Here is a 15,074-nt window from a genome sequence, read left to right on the forward strand (position 1 = left end):
ATGCATTCAGCCATTTCTCTGACTGGAACCTATGACGAGGCGACGGCGCTCCGGCGCTCTTTCGAGATTGTCAACATACGCGGCCTCCATGCCCGCGCATCGGCGAAATTCGTCCAGCTCGTCGATGGTTTCGATGCGCATGTCCGCGTCGAGAAGGATGGAGCCGTTGTCGGCGGCACCTCGATCATGGGCCTGATGATGCTGGCCGCCTCGCCTGGCTGTTGCATCAACGTCAGCGCGTCGGGGCGTCAGGCCGAAGAGGTGCTGGATGCCTTGGGTGAACTGATCGCCAACAAGTTCGGCGAAGAAGCCTGACGGGCATGTCATCCGCCTCCGCGCCGGCAAGTGGTCTTTCGTCGCCTGTTGCGGTCTTCGATGCCGGCATCGGCAGTTACGCGCTGGTCGAGCGGATACGCCGGGCACAGCCCAAGCGCGACATCATTTATTTCGCGGATCGCGCCCGCTTTCCTTACGGCGCCAAATCGCGTGACCAATTGCTGCCGATCATGAGCGATACGATCGATTATCTGATCGGTTTGGGTGCGGCAAGCATAGTTCTGGCTTCGAACGCGCCATCGATCATGGTCCTCGATGCCCTGAAAGACCGTTTTGCCGTGCCTGTCTATGGAGTCAAGCCTCCTCTGCGTGAGGCCCTTGCTGCAAGCCGTAGCGGACAAGTGGGCGTCATGGGCGTGCGTTCCATGATTGAAAGCGTGGAACTGAAGCAATTCGTTCGCAGCCAGACATCCCGGTCCGAAATGGTAGCTCTGATTAACGGTTCGCCGATGGTCGAGCTGGTGGAAAGCGGAGCTTTTCTTCTGGAGCCGGGGGGCGCTCTGGAAAAGGTCGGTGCATTTTGCGATAATATCGCAAGAGCCTATCCGGGCATCGATGTTCTGACCCTTTCCAGCACCCATCTGCCTTGGCTTCGTTCCTTTTTCGAAGAGGCTCGCCCCGGCTGGCGTTTCCTTGATCCCGCCGATGATGTCGTCGCAACTCTGCCTTCGCCCCAAGGTGGGTCGGGCCGTACGGTTGCGCTTGTGACCGAATGCGATGCCTACCCTGTTGCAGGCTTCCGCGAGATGCTGAAAAAATTGGCCATAGATTTACCTTTGGCCATCGTTAATCCTGCTATCGCTTAGATGCAACGATATGCACGCATAAAGATTTCTTTATGTTCCATTGTGCGTTTCTTGCCAATCTGCTACCCAATGGTAACACGGAAACCGGCCATCGCGCCCTGCCTTAGCATTCTGAATTGTTCGAATTGGAGAACCGGGAATGACCACTAAACAAGATTTCGTCGTCAAGGATTTGGGCCTCGCGGATTGGGGCCGCAAGGAAATCGTCATCGCTGAAACCGAGATGCCGGGCCTGATGGCCGCGCGCGATGAATTCGGCGCGTCGAAGTCGCTCAAGGGCGCGCGCATCTCTGGCTCCTTGCACATGACGATCCAGACCGCTGTTCTCATCGAGACATTGCAGGCGCTGGGCGCCGATGTGCGCTGGGCTTCCTGCAACATCTTTTCGACACAGGATCACGCCGCCGCGGCGATTGCCGCCACCGGTACGCCGGTCTTTGCCATTAAAGGCGAGACGCTGGAGGAATATTGGACCTATACCGACCAGATTTTCCAATGGCCGGATGGCGCCCCCACCAACATGATCCTCGATGATGGTGGCGACGCCACGATGTATATTCTTATCGGCGCGCGCGCCGAGGCAGGTGAGGACGTGCTCTCCAATCCGGGCAGCGAGGAAGAGGAAATCCTTTTCGCGCAGATCAAGAAGCGCATGGCCGAGACACCGGGCTTTTTCACAAGGCAGCGTGACGCGATTCTGGGCGTGACGGAAGAGACCACTACCGGCGTTAACCGTCTCTATCAGCTGCAGAAGAAGGGCCTGCTGCCCTTCCCGGCGATCAACGTCAATGACAGCGTCACCAAGTCGAAATTCGACAATAAATATGGCTGCAAGGAATCGCTGGTTGATGGCATCCGCCGCGGCACCGATGTGATGATGGCCGGCAAGGTGGCCGTCGTTTGCGGTTACGGCGATGTCGGCAAGGGTTCGGCCCAGTCGCTTCTCGGCGCTGGCGCGCGCGTCAAGGTCACGGAAGTCGATCCCATCTGCGCATTGCAGGCAGCGATGGACGGCTTCGAAGTGGTCACGCTCGATGATGCGGCGCCGACCGCCGATATCGTCATCACCACGACCGGCAACAAGGATGTCATCACGCTTGACCATATGCGCAAGCTGAAGGACATGGCGATCGTCGGCAATATCGGCCATTTCGACAACGAGATCCAGGTCGCCGCATTGCGCAATCTGAAGTGGACCAATGTCAAGCCGCAGGTCGATCTGGTCGAGTTTCCGGATGGCAAGCGCCTGATCCTGCTTTCCGAAGGCCGCCTCCTCAATCTGGGCAACGCCACGGGCCATCCGAGCTTCGTCATGTCCGCGTCCTTCACCAACCAGGTGCTGGCGCAGATCGAGATTTTCACCCGCCGCGAGAACTATCGGAACGAGGTCTACGTTCTGCCGAAACACCTCGATGAGAAGGTCGCGCGGCTGCATCTGGCCAAGCTCGGGGCCAAGCTGACCACGCTTTCGGATGAACAGGCAGCCTATATCGGCGTCACGCCGCAGGGGCCATTCAAGTCGGAGCACTACAGGTATTAACCATAGCTTAAAAATCTACAACATGTGGGTGCCGGGTGGTTGACAAACTGCCCGGCATTTATTTTTGCGCTTCGCCTCCTTCACGGCGATTCCCTTGAGGGGTATTTTGGTGTGATTCGAGTACGCGCATGATCCCGAAAAGTTGCAGACTTTTCGGATAAGATCATGCGTTTGAAGGCAGCATGATCCCGAAAAGTTGCAGACTTTTCGGACAAGATCATGTGTTGACAGCAAGCATGATCAGGAAAAGTCGCGGACTTTTCGAATGCGGTATGCGGCAGAATAGACTCTAATCGAGGCGGCGGAGAGGATTTGGTATGCGAGGGATGGTTTTGCGGCAGAAGGTGCTGCAGGCGGGCGTTTCCGCTCTTGCGCTGTTGCCTGTGTCCGCATGGGCTCAAATTTCTGAGCCGATGACCAAGATTTCCATCCCCTTTGGCGCCTCGCTCGGCACGTTCGAGGTCATTCAGTTCGCCATGTTCCTGGGCGCCATGGGCGCCGCGCTGCTTTCGGCCGGCTGGCTCATCCGTGATCGCGGCAAGATCGCCGAGGAAAATGTCACGCTCCGCGCCAAATTTGCCGATTTGAGCCATGCCGCCCAGCGCAGCGAAGCGCTTCTCAATCTGAAGGATCAGCGCATTGTCGTCTGGGATGGCAGCGACAGGAAGCCCGAAGTGGTTGGCCTCCTGCCCGGAACAAGCGGCGCTCCGCGGGATCGCGCCGGGTTCCTCGCCTTTGGGCGCTGGCTGCGCCCCGAGTCCGTTGCGGCGTTCGAGCGCGCGGTCACCGGTCTGCGCGATCAGGCGCAGTCCTTCGATCTCACCATCGAGACGGTCAACGGAACGCTTCTTGATGTGCAAGGGCGTACCTCGGGCAGTTACGCAATTGCTCGTTTTGTCAGCCTGGAAGGCGTTCAGGCGGAGCGTGCTTTGCTGGAGGCGGAAAACCGTCGCCTTTCCGAGGCGGTTTCCCTGTTGCGCGGCCTGCTCGATGCGCTCGATATGGCGGGGTGGACGCGCGATGCGCAAGGACGGCTCGACTGGGTCAACAAGGCCTATGCCAAGGCTGTCGGCGTGGCTGATCCCGGCGAGGCGGTCGCCGGCGGGCATGAGCTCCTCGGCACCAGCGCGCGCGAGCGTATTGAACGCGAGCGAGTCGCGAAGGCGCATTTCCGTGATCGCCTCTCAACCGTCATCGGTGGCGACCGGCATATATTTGAGGTGACCGATGTGGCCGGTAGCGCGGGTTCCGCCGGCGTTGCCGCCGATATCAGCGAGATCGAGCAGGTGCGGGAAGAGTTGCAGCGCACCGTGCGCAGCCATGCCGAAACGCTCGACCAGCTCAATACGGCAGTCGCCATTTTCGATCCCGACATGAAGTTGCAATTCTTCAACCAGGCCTTCGCCAAGCTCTGGACGCTCGATTCAGCCTTCATGGAGGCGCGCCCGAGCAACGCCATGCTGCTCGACCGGCTGCGCGGCGAAGGCAAGCTGCCCGAACAGCCGGAATGGCGGCGCTGGAAGGAGCAGGTCCTGTCAGCCTATCGCGCCGTCGATCCGCAGGAGCATTGGTGGCATCTGCCCGATGGGCGGACGCTGCGCGTCGTCGGAAATCCGCATCCGAAGGGCGGCGTCACCTGGGTCTTTGAAAATCTGACCGAAAAATTCGATCTCGAAAGCCGCTACAATACGTTGATCCGGGTGCAGGGCGAAACGCTCGATCATCTGGCGGAGGGCGTGGCCGTGTTTGGTTCGGATGGCCGCATCCGCCTTTCCAATCCCTCTTTCGCCGCGCTCTGGTCGCTGCCCGCCAATCTGGCGGTCGAGGGAACGCATATCGCCGCCATTCGTGCTTTTTGCGAAAAAAATTCCGATCCGGCACTCTGGGAAAATTTTGTCGCCACGGTAACCGGCTTCGCCGATAAGCGCGAAGGCGATGCGGGCCAATTGGAACTTGCGGGAGGGGCTATTCTCTCTTATGCGCTGGTGCCCTTGCCCAAGGGGCAGACCATGCTGACCTTTGTCGATGTGACCGACACCGTTCGCGTCGAGCGCGCGCTGAAGGAGAAGAACGAGGCGCTCGAGCTTGCCGACCAGATAAAGAACGATTTCGTGCAGCATGTTTCCTATGAGCTTCGCTCGCCGCTCACCAATATCATCGGCTTTACCGAGCTGTTGCAAACCCTGTCCTTCGGTGAGTTGAACGAGCGCCAGCGCGAATACCTCGATCACATCGGCACCTCGTCCTCCGTGCTCTTGACCATCGTCAACGATATTCTCGACCTGGCTACCGTCGATGCAGGCATTATGGAGCTGGAAATTGACGATGTGCCGGTCGCCGAGACGGTTTCCGCCGCCGCCGAGCGCATTGCCGATCGTTTGCGTGAGCACGATATAGGCCTCAAGGTGGATCTCGCCCGCGGCATCGGCTCCTTCCGGGGCGATGCGAATCGCATCCGCCAGGTGCTGTTCAACCTGTTGAGCAACGCGGCCAATTATGCGCCGGAAGGCTCCATGATCCTGCTCAAAGCCGCGCGTAAAAACGCCGAAATTGTCTTCTCTGTCCATGATGATGGGCCGGGAATGCCGAAGGACGTGCTCGACACGGTGTTCAAGCGGTTCGAGCCGCGCTCGAATGGCGGGCGCCGCCGTGGCGCTGGCTTGGGCCTTTCCATCGTCAAGAGCTTCGTCGAGCTGCATGGCGGTTCGGTCGAGATCGATACGGCGGCTGGCCGGGGAACGACGGTGCTTTGCCGCTTGCCGGTCGAGGCCCGGATATTCCGTGTCGCGGCGGAATAGAATGTTGTTGTAGTATGCATAGTCTTGAAATTTCGCTGGCTAACGAAAATGAAACAATTCGCTTCGGTGAAGATTTCGCGCTGGCCTTGACCAAGGGCGACCTGGTGACGCTTGCCGGCGATCTGGGCGCTGGAAAGTCCACCCTAGCGCGCGCCATTATTCGTTCGTTGGCTAATGACGAGACGCTGGATGTACCCAGTCCTACCTTTACGCTCGTTCAGTCCTATTCCGATTTGCGCCTGCCGGTCGCCCATGCCGATCTCTACCGCCTGTCTTCGGGCGCGGAGCTGGATGAGCTTGGTCTCGATGAGGCGTTGCAAGAGGGTGTCGTGCTGGTCGAATGGCCGGGACAGGCGGAAGGCTATCTGCCCGCGCCTGCGTTCGCCGTGACGCTGCTTCATGCAGGCGAGGGGCGCAAACTTGTCATCGAAGTCGCTGGCGAGCCGCAAAAGCGGCTGGAACGCTCGCTGGCGATCAGGCGCTTCCTTGAGCAGAGCGGGCGCAAGGACGCCACACGCCGCTATCTCCTGGGCGATGCCAGCCCGCGCGGCTATGAAACTGTGACGAGCGCGGGCGGTCTCGAAATGTTGATGAACGCGCCGCCGATGCCCTATGACCCGCCGGTCAAGAACGGCAGGCCTTATCGTCAGATCGCGCATCTGGCCGAGAATATCTTCGCCTTCGCCAGTATGAACCAGCTATTACGCGCCAAGGGCTTCCATGCGCCGGAGATACTAGCCCAAGATCTCGATAACGGCCTTCTGCTGCTCGAACATATGGGAAATGACGGCGTGCTTGACGGCGAGGACCGGCCGATCTCCGAGCGCTACGAAGCCTGCGCGCGGCTGCTCGCCCATATTCACCAGGCTGAATGGCCGCAACAGACGCCGGTTGCGGAGGGGATCATCCATACCATCCCCGATTTCGACCGCGACGCGATGATGATCGAGGTGGAGCTTCTGAGTGCATGGTATGCGCCGTGGTTGACGGGGAGGGCCCTTGACGACGGCAGCAAAGCGTCCTTCGAGACAGCATGGGATGCGGTGTTTGCGTCTCTGGGCGACGCGGAAAAAAGCCTGATCCTGCGCGATTTCCATTCGCCCAATATTCTCTGGCGCGATGCATCAGAGGGGCATGACCGTATCGGCCTGATCGATTTTCAGGATGCCATGATCGGCCCCGCGGCCTATGACCTGGCATCGCTGGCACAGGATGCGCGGGTGACGATATCACCGGAGCTAGAGGCTCATCTTCTCGCGGTCTATTGTGACGAGCGGCGAAACCTTGGCGGCGTCTTCGGCGAGGAAAATTTCCGCGCCGCCTATGCCATCATGTCGGCGCAGCGCAATTCCAAGATCCTTGGCATCTTTGTCCGGCTCGACCGGCGCGATGGCAAGCCGTATTATTTGAAGCATCTGCCGCGCATCCGCGCCTATCTCCAGCGTTCGCTTGTTCACCCGGTGCTTGCTCCCGTGCGGATGTGGTATGAGGAAAAAGGCTTGTTGCGCGATCCCGAAACAGGGCGCGGCTGAAATTGAATTGATGAGGTCGAAATGACGGCTGGCATACCGCAAACGGCGATGGTTCTGGCAGCGGGACTGGGCAAGCGCATGCGGCCGATCACCGACACCATTCCCAAACCGCTCGTTTCCGTCTCAGGCAAGCCGCTGATCGACTGGGGGCTGGATGCCTTGGCGGAGGCTGGCGTCGATACGGCGGTGGTCAATGTCCACTATCTTGCCGATAAAATGGAAATCCATCTTGCGGGGCGGACAACGCCGCGCATCGTCATTTCCGATGAACGCGAAGAACTGCTCGATTCGGCGGGTGGCGTCGTCAAGGCCCTTTCGCATCTGGGTTCAGAGGCATTCTATATCCTGAATGCCGATACATTCTGGATAGAAGGCGGCACCCCCAATTTGCGCCACATGGCTAGCCGATGGGATGCGGGCCGCATGGATATTCTCCTCATGCTCGCGGCGCCGCAACAGGCCACGGGACATACCGGCCGCGGCGATTTTCTTATGGACGGGGAAGGGCGGCTTATTCGTTTCAGCGATAATGCCGGTTCGCCCTTGATCTATGCCGGTGCGGCAATTGTGCATCCCCGCATTTTCGCCGGCGCTTCAGGTGCCCCGGAATCGCTCAACCGCTATTTCGACCGTGCCATTGCGGAAGACCGCCTCTACGGCATGAAGATGGACGGCCTCTGGCTCACCGTCGGCACACCCGACGCCATTGGCGAGGCGGAGGCCGCGCTTGCGGCAAGGGTATGATGGCCAAACGTCCGCCGCGCCTTTTCTCCATTGCGCCCGGAACGCCGTTCCTGCCCACTCTCGTTCGCGCGCTTCTCGACGGGACTTTGATACCGGGGTTTCCCGGAGAAGCTGGTGACCCGCTGGCATTGGCATCCGCGACCATCTATGTGCCGACGCGCCGCGCCGCCCGCACTTTGCGCGCGCTGCTGGTCGAAATGAATCCGGCTAGATCCGCAATCCTGCCGACAATCCGCCCGCTTGGCGATGTCGATGAGGATGCGGCAATATTCGATGCCGACCCGCGAGGTTTCCTCGATCTTGCTCCCGCGATGGGCGGAGCGGAGCGACTGCTGCTTCTGGCGCGGCTGGTGCGGCCCTGGCGGGAGAGTTTGCCGGCCCATGTTCGTGCGCTTTTCGGCAATGAGGATGTGTCGGTCCCCGCTACCACAGCCGATGCCATCTGGCTTGCTCGTGACCTGGCCGACTTGATGGATCAGGTTGAAACGGAAGGCGCAAGCTGGGCCGCGCTCGCTAAAATAGCGCCGGATGAACTTGCCGACTGGTGGCAGGTGACGCTGGGCTTTCTCGATATCGTCACCCGGCTCTGGCCGGATGTCCTCGCCGAGCGCCAGCGTTCCAACCCTGCCGCCCATCGCAATCGGCTGATCGCGCTCGAAGCGGAGCGATTGCGCCGCAACCCGCCCGCCGGTCCCGTTATCGCCGCTGGTTCCACCGGCTCGATACCGGCGACGGCGGAGCTGATTTCCGTGATTGCCGGTCTTCCGAACGGGGCAGTGGTGTTGCCGGGTCTCGACCGTGATCTGGATGATTTCTCCTGGAAAATACTGGCTGAAGCGGAAGCCAATCCTTCAACCTTCGGCCATCCGCAATTCGGTTTGCGTAAACTCATCGCCCATATCGGCGGCTTGCGCGAAGATGTGATGCATCTGGGCGTGTCGCCCGAGGACAAGCAGATGCGTGAGAAGATCGTCAGCGAGGCGCTGCGCCCCGCCGAGACGACGGATAGCTGGGCCAGCCTGAACATCGATCCGGCGCAATGTACGAACGCGATGCGTGGAGTTGCGCTGATCGAGACGGCCAATGAACGCGAGGAAGCGCTGGCGGTGGCAATGGCGTTGCGTCATGCGATTGAAAAACCGGACCGCACCGCGGCGCTGGTGACGGCGGATCGCAACCTCGCGCGGCGCGTGTCGGTGGAACTTGCCCGCTTCGGCATTGAAGCGAATGATTCCGGCGGCCGGCCGCTGCGCGATACGGAAGCGGCAACCCTGTTCCGCCTGGGGCTGGAGACCGTTTTCAACCCCGGCGATCCGGTGGCGCTGCTGGCGCTGGCGAAGCATCCGCTGGTTAATGTCGGCTGGGAACACGCAGCCGTTCGCCGCGCCGCCGAGACGCTGGAACTTGTCGCTTTCCGTGGCGGCACGGGCAGGGCGTCGATTGCCGGTTTGCCGGAATTCTTTGACGGGAAAGTCGCGCAAAGCGCCTCCCTTTCTTACCGCCCCGGCTGGCACGATATCGTCAGCCCGGCCATGATCGCTGAGGCGCGGGCGCTTTGTGTTGCCCTCTCCGAGGCCGTCGCGCCGCTGTCCGCCCTTGCCGGAACGGACGGTTACATCGGCATGGCGACGATTATTCGTGCAAGCGTCGAGGCGCTGGAAAATCTGGCGCGGGACGAAAAGAAAAGCGTCGCGAAGCTTTACGAGGGCGAGGCGGGCGAGAAGTTCGCTTCCTTCCTGCGCAATCTGGTGGCGGCGGAGTCGGGCCTCGATTTCGATATCCGCGAATGGCCTGATATCGCCGATGCGCTTCTTTCGGGCGAAACGGTAAAGCCCCGCCCGGGCGGACATTCGCGCCTGTTCATCTGGGGCGCTCTGGAAGCCCGTCTCCAGACGGTCGATACAATCGTGCTGGGCGGGCTCAACGAAGGGACATGGCCCGGCAAGACCCGCAACGATCCGTTCATGTCGCGCCCGATGAAGGCCGCCATAGCGCTGGAGCTGCCGGAGCGGCGCATCGGCCTTGCCGCGCATGATTTTCAAATGGCGCTTGGCATGGATCGCGTGATTCTGTCTCGCTCCCAGCGTTCCGGAAACGCCCCAACCGTCCCGTCGCGCTGGCTGCAGCGGCTTGAGACGGTCCTGGGCGGTGACGAAACCAACGCGATGCGGGGAAGAGGCGCGCGCTACCTTGGCTGGACGCGCGAGCTGGATTCCGCCCCCGACGTGCCTTTCGTCAAGCGGCCGGAACCGGCGCCGCCCGTTGAGGCGAGGCCAAAGCACTTCTCGGTCACGGAAATTGAAACGCTCAGGCGCGATCCCTACGCCATTTTCGCAAAAAAAATATTGCGCCTGCGTCCGCTCGAACCGCTGATTCGCGATCCGGCGGCGGCAGAGCGCGGCACGCTGTTCCACGATATCCTGGGCGCGTTTACCGAGGCCGGCATCGATCCGAAAGGGCAGGGGGCCGAGGCCGCGCTGTTCGACATGGGGCGCCGTTTCTTTGAAGCCGCTGCCCTGCCTGTCGAGATAGAGGCGGTATGGTGGCCGCGCTTTGCCGCGCTCGTGCCGGAGTTTCTGCGATGGGAAAAAGAACGCGCCCGCAATGTGGCCGCGCGCCATGCGGAAATTGCCGCGCGGGCGTTGGAGGTGGATGGTCGCGGCATCACGCTTTCTGGCCGCGCCGATCGGATCGACCTTATGCGCGACGGCACGGCGGAGATCATCGATTACAAGACCGGCTCCACGCCTTCGCGGCGCCAGGCGCATGTGCTGCTTTCCCCGCAACTGGCGCTGGAGGCGGCGCTTCTCGCGCGCGGCGCATTTCATGATGTCGGCAGCGTTCAGGCATCCGACCTGCTTTATGTGCGTTTGCGCGGCAATGGCACGGTCGAGCCGGAATCGATCCTGACGCTCAGCGGCAAAGCAAAAAGTTTCAAGTCCGCGCCGGAAATCGGTGAGGAATCATGGCAGCGGCTGGCTGAACTGCTCGATGAATATGCCAAACCGGGAAAGGGATATCTCTCCCGCGCGCTACCCTTCCGCGAGACCGACCTGACCGGTGATTACGACCATCTCGCTCGCGTCCTTGAATGGTCGGCGGGTGCGGCCAATGGAACCGGTGAGGGCGGCGAATGAAGAAGCGTCTTGTTATTCCACCGGAAACGCTTGCCGCGCAGGCGCGTGCCGCCAACCCGCGGGATTCGGTCTGGGTTTCGGCCAATGCCGGTTCGGGCAAGACCCACGTGCTGACTGAGCGCGTCATCCGCCTGCTTCTCGAAGGCACCGACCCGTCGCGAATTCTTTGCCTCACCTATACCAAGGCCGCGGCGGCGGTGATGCAGAACCGCGTTTTCGCCCGTCTCTCCGAATGGGCAACGCTATCCGACGAGGCGCTTGCCGAAAAGCTTGAGCAACTGGAAGGGAAGCGCCCCGGCGCGGCGCGGCTTAAAATCGCGCGCAGGCTCTTCGCCCGCGCGCTGGAGACGCCGGGAGGCCTTAAGATCCAGACCATCCACGCTTTCTGCGAGGCGATCCTGCACCAGTTTCCGCTGGAGGCGAATATCGCAGGCCATTTCGAGCTGATGGACGATCTGATGCAGGTGGCGCTGGTAGGCGACGCGCGCCGGCAACTACTTGAAAATGCTCGGACGGAAGCGAATCCCGAACTTGCCAAAGCTTTCGCCGATGTGCTGAGCGCCGCCGGTGAGATGGGCCTGCAAACGCTGCTCGATGAAGCGGTGAGTCGCCGCCATGCTCTCCAGCATTTCATCCGTGAGGTCGGCGGCAACGAAACCCGTCAGCCCCTCTTTTACGCCGCCTTCGGCTTTTCCGGCGGAGAGCGGGAGGAGGATATTCTGGGGCAAGTCTGGCCAATGCCGGCGTTTTCCGATGTCGTGCTCGACCGCATTCTCACGATTGCGAAAGGCGCCACGCGCGCGCAGGATTTCGCCCTGCAATTGCGCGAAATGAAGAAGGCGTCCACCCAGATGGACCGGGAAGAGATATTGCGCCTTGCCTTCCTGAAATCGACGGGCGAGCCGAAGGCCGGAAGCTATGTCGCCTCGAAGCCCGTGACGGCTATGCTGCCGGATTTCGAGGAAAATTTCGATCAGGCGGCGGCGCGCGTTTACGCAGCGCTTGACCGGTTGAAGCAGTTGCGTCTCATCCGGCTCAACCTTTCCGCCTTCGTGCTGATCGATGATCTCCTGTCGCGATATCAGGCGATGAAGCGCAGCCGGGGTCTCCTGGATTTCGACGATCTGATCAACCGCACGGTCTCGCTTCTGGCGCGTGAAGGCGCCGGCCATTGGGTCCAATACAAGCTCGACCGTGGCATCGACCATATTCTGGTCGACGAGGCGCAGGATACCAGCCCGGAGCAATGGCAGGTCATTCATATGCTTTCGGCAGAGTTTTTCACAGGCAGCGGCCAGCGCGATATCCGGCGCACGCTCTTCGCGGTGGGCGACGAAAAGCAGTCAATTTATTCCTTTCAAGGCGCGGTGCCGGAGGATTTCGCCGCTTCGGGCAAGGCAGTCAGACAAAAAGCGGAATCGGCGGAACTTACATTCGGGGATGTCAGGCTCAATTTCTCCTTCCGCTCTACCCCCGATGTGCTTTCCGCCGTCGATCTCGTCTTTGAGCGGCCCGAAGCCTATCGCGGCCTTGGCCTCGAACCGGGGCCGACGCAACATGATGCGATCCGGCGTGACGCGCCGGGCGAGGTCGAAATATGGGATTTGCTGGCGCCGCAAGCGGTGGAGGAGCCGGAGGACTGGCGCGTCCCGGTCGATCATCTGGCCGCCCCCGCCGTCCGGCTCGCCGAGCAGATTGCCGCGACCATCCGGCACTGGCTCGACAATGGCGAGACCATCCCCGGCCAACAGCGAAAGCTTGAAGCGCGCGATATCATGGTTCTGGTGCGCAAGCGCGACCAGTTCATGCCGGCCCTGTCGCGAGCATTGAAGAACCTCGGTGTACCGGTTGCCGGCGCCGACCGGCTGAAGCTCACCGGCCATATCGCGATCAAGGATTTGATGGCGCTTGGCCGTTTCGTGTTGCAACCCGCCGATGATTTGTCGCTGGCGGCGCTTTTGAAGAGTCCGCTCTTTGGCTGGGATGATGACAGGCTCTTCGCGCTGGCGCACCCGCGCGAGGCATCGCAGACGCTGTTCGAACGCATGGGGCAGGAGGCGGAGGTCGATCCCGCTCTTGCGGCGACCCATGAGACATTGCAGGGCTGGCGCGCCGCCGCCGATACGGTGCCGGTCTTCGAGTTCTATGCCCGCATTCTTGGCGCATGGGGTGCGCGGCGCAAGCTTCTCGCCCGGCTCGGTCCGGAAGCGGGTGACGTCATCGATGAATTTCAGAACTATGCGCTGGCCGCCGAAAAGACCGGGCTGCCCGGTCTCCAGGCCTTTCTCGAAACGTTGGATGCGGCGACCCCGGAAATCAAGCGCGAACTCGACCAGAACCGCGACGAGGTTCGCATCATGACCGTCCACGCCGCCAAGGGGCTGGAAGCGGCGGTGGTGTTCCTCATCGATCCGGGAAGCGCCGCATGGACGGCCAATCGCGCGCCGAAGCTCATTCCATTCGACATGAAGGAACCAGAGCAAGCCCAGGAAAAGTGTGAAGCGGTTTTCCCGGAAAAAGCGAGAGCTTTTCCATCGGGCTTGCGTGAAAATAAAGACTTTGGTTGGGAGGGCAGGGGGTTCATCTGGCAGCCCAATGGCGGCTATGAGACCGCCTTCACCGCCGCCCGTATAGAGGAATTGAAGCGCCGCGCCGAAGAGGAGTATCGTCGCCTGCTCTATGTCGGCATGACGCGGGCGGAGGACCGGCTGATCATTTGCGGCTATCGCGGCGCGCGCGATGGCGGTGAAACCTGGCATCAACTGGTGTCTGGCGCTTTGGCTGAAAGATGCGAACCGATCAATCATCCGGTGGAAGGCGTGGTGGCGCGGCGCTACCGCAAGACCGTGCCGGGTGAGGTCGTGATCGCCGCCAAGGATGAAGCCGCGGCGATGCGGCCCGATCCGCTGCCGGAAAATTATCGCCGCGCCATGAAGCGCGAGCCTGGCCTGCCGCGCCCATTGTCGCCATCCGGCGCATCCGTTCTGATCGAAGCGAATGACGAAACGGTCGATATGCCCGGCTCGCCCGTGCTGGCGCCCGACGAGCAGGCCCCCGGTTTCGCGATCCGGCGCGGCACAGTCATTCATGCGCTCCTGCAACGCCTGCCCGATGTGGCGGAAGAGGAACGGCGGATGGTTGCGGAGCGTTATCTAGACCATGCCGCAGGCGACTGGCCGGACGCGGAGCGGCAAAAGGCGCTCGAATCAGTCTTTGCCGTGCTGAATGATCAGCGCTTTGCACCGGTTTTCGGCAAGGGCTCACGCGCCGAAGTGGAGATCATGGGAACGCTAAAGCTACGCGGCAAGGAGCATGCGGTTTCGGGCAAGATCGATCGTCTCGCGGTGGAAAAGACCCGAGTCACCATCATCGATTACAAGACAAATCGCCCCGCTCCGCGCGATTTTGCCCAGGTTCCGGAGGCCTATATCGCGCAACTGGCGCTCTATCGCGCGCTGTTGCGTCCGCTCTATCCGGACCTCGCGGTAGAGGCCGCCCTGCTCTTCACCGAGGGGCCGCACCTCATCACGATTCCGGCCCAGGCGATGGACGAGGCCGTGGCCGCTCTTGAAACCATCGCGCAGTCGTGAGAAACAGATGCTTGACGCATCGCGTGGAACATCCCACATGATGGGTTACCCATTAGAGCATGCTCCCGAAAAGTCTGTGATTTTTCGGAGAGGGTATGCGGCTAAACCAACTTAAAAGGAACGCCATATGGCAACGGTAAAGATCGACGCCAGCAATTTTCAGGCCGACGTGCTCCAGTCCAGTGAGCCCGTCGTTGTGGATTTTTGGGCGGAGTGGTGCGGCCCTTGCAAGATGATCGCCCCCGCGCTGGAAGAGATCGCGTCCGAAATGGCCGGCCGGATCAAGATCGCCAAGGTGAATATTGACGAGAATCCGGAACTCGCCGCCCAGTTTGGCGTACGGTCGATTCCGACGCTTCTCCTCTTCAAGGATGGCGAGCTTGCCGCCAACATGGTAGGCGCTGCGCCGAAGAGCCGTCTCTCCGATTGGATCAAGGTATCCTCCGCCGCCGCGTAAAGGCGGCTGCACATTTGTACTGAAAAGCCCGGTTTTTTTTGAACTGACCCCGTAAAGTTGGACAGTTTAAAGGCTGGGACGATTTAAGGGCTGGGTCCTGTATTGTACAGGGCTCAGCCCTTTGAGTTTCATTT

General features: G+C 61.0%; 9 protein-coding genes. All 9 read left to right on the top strand.

Going from position 1 to position 15,074, the window contains the following annotated elements; all coding sequences use genetic code 11:
- The 9 genes from C7477_RS06420 to trxA all read left to right on the top strand — a co-directional run bounded on the left by C7477_RS06420 (position 1) and on the right by trxA (position 14,940).
- The gene (locus C7477_RS06420; RefSeq protein ID WP_110750222.1) at positions 1 to 315 is read left to right on the top strand and encodes an HPr family phosphocarrier protein; all 315 of its coding nucleotides are present in this window, start codon (positions 1 to 3) and stop codon (positions 313 to 315) included.
- A gap of 5 nt (positions 316 to 320) precedes the next feature.
- The gene (locus C7477_RS06425) at positions 321 to 1,142 is read left to right on the top strand and encodes a glutamate racemase (protein WP_110750224.1); all 822 of its coding nucleotides are present in this window, start codon (positions 321 to 323) and stop codon (positions 1,140 to 1,142) included.
- Between the two features lie 139 nt (positions 1,143 to 1,281).
- The gene (gene ahcY / locus C7477_RS06430; RefSeq protein WP_110750226.1) at positions 1,282 to 2,682 is read left to right on the top strand and encodes an adenosylhomocysteinase; all 1,401 of its coding nucleotides are present in this window, start codon (positions 1,282 to 1,284) and stop codon (positions 2,680 to 2,682) included.
- A 317-nt stretch (positions 2,683 to 2,999) separates the two neighbouring features.
- Positions 3,000 to 5,480: a PAS domain-containing sensor histidine kinase gene (locus C7477_RS06435; RefSeq protein WP_110750228.1), complete on the top strand. Its 2,481-nt coding sequence runs from the start codon at positions 3,000 to 3,002 to the stop codon at positions 5,478 to 5,480.
- A gap of 14 nt (positions 5,481 to 5,494) precedes the next feature.
- On the top strand, positions 5,495 to 7,012 hold the full coding sequence (gene tsaE / locus C7477_RS06440; protein WP_110750231.1) for a tRNA (adenosine(37)-N6)-threonylcarbamoyltransferase complex ATPase subunit type 1 TsaE: 1,518 nt from the start codon (positions 5,495 to 5,497) through the stop codon (positions 7,010 to 7,012).
- Between the two features lie 21 nt (positions 7,013 to 7,033).
- Positions 7,034 to 7,756: a nucleotidyltransferase family protein gene (locus C7477_RS06445; RefSeq protein WP_110750233.1), complete on the top strand. Its 723-nt coding sequence runs from the start codon at positions 7,034 to 7,036 to the stop codon at positions 7,754 to 7,756.
- Positions 7,753 to 10,893 carry a double-strand break repair protein AddB gene (addB, locus tag C7477_RS06450; RefSeq protein WP_110750235.1) on the top strand — a complete coding sequence of 1,047 codons (3,141 nt, stop codon included), beginning with the start codon at positions 7,753 to 7,755 and terminating at the stop codon, positions 10,891 to 10,893. Before C7477_RS06445 ends, addB begins: the two co-directional genes overlap by 4 nt.
- Positions 10,890 to 14,483 (top strand): double-strand break repair helicase AddA, encoded by a 3,594-nt coding sequence (gene addA, locus C7477_RS06455; protein WP_110750237.1) that lies wholly within the window; start codon positions 10,890 to 10,892, stop codon positions 14,481 to 14,483. The genes addB and addA overlap by 4 nt, the downstream gene beginning before the upstream one ends.
- A 127-nt stretch (positions 14,484 to 14,610) precedes the next feature.
- Positions 14,611 to 14,940, top strand: a complete 330-nt coding sequence (gene trxA, locus C7477_RS06460) for a thioredoxin (protein ID WP_110750239.1) — start codon at positions 14,611 to 14,613, stop codon at positions 14,938 to 14,940.
- Positions 14,941 to 15,074: the final 134 nt, after the last annotated feature.

The organism is Paramesorhizobium leguminum (assembly GCF_003217235.1).
In the GTDB taxonomy this organism is placed as follows: Bacteria; Pseudomonadota; Alphaproteobacteria; order Rhizobiales; family Rhizobiaceae; genus Paramesorhizobium; species Paramesorhizobium leguminum.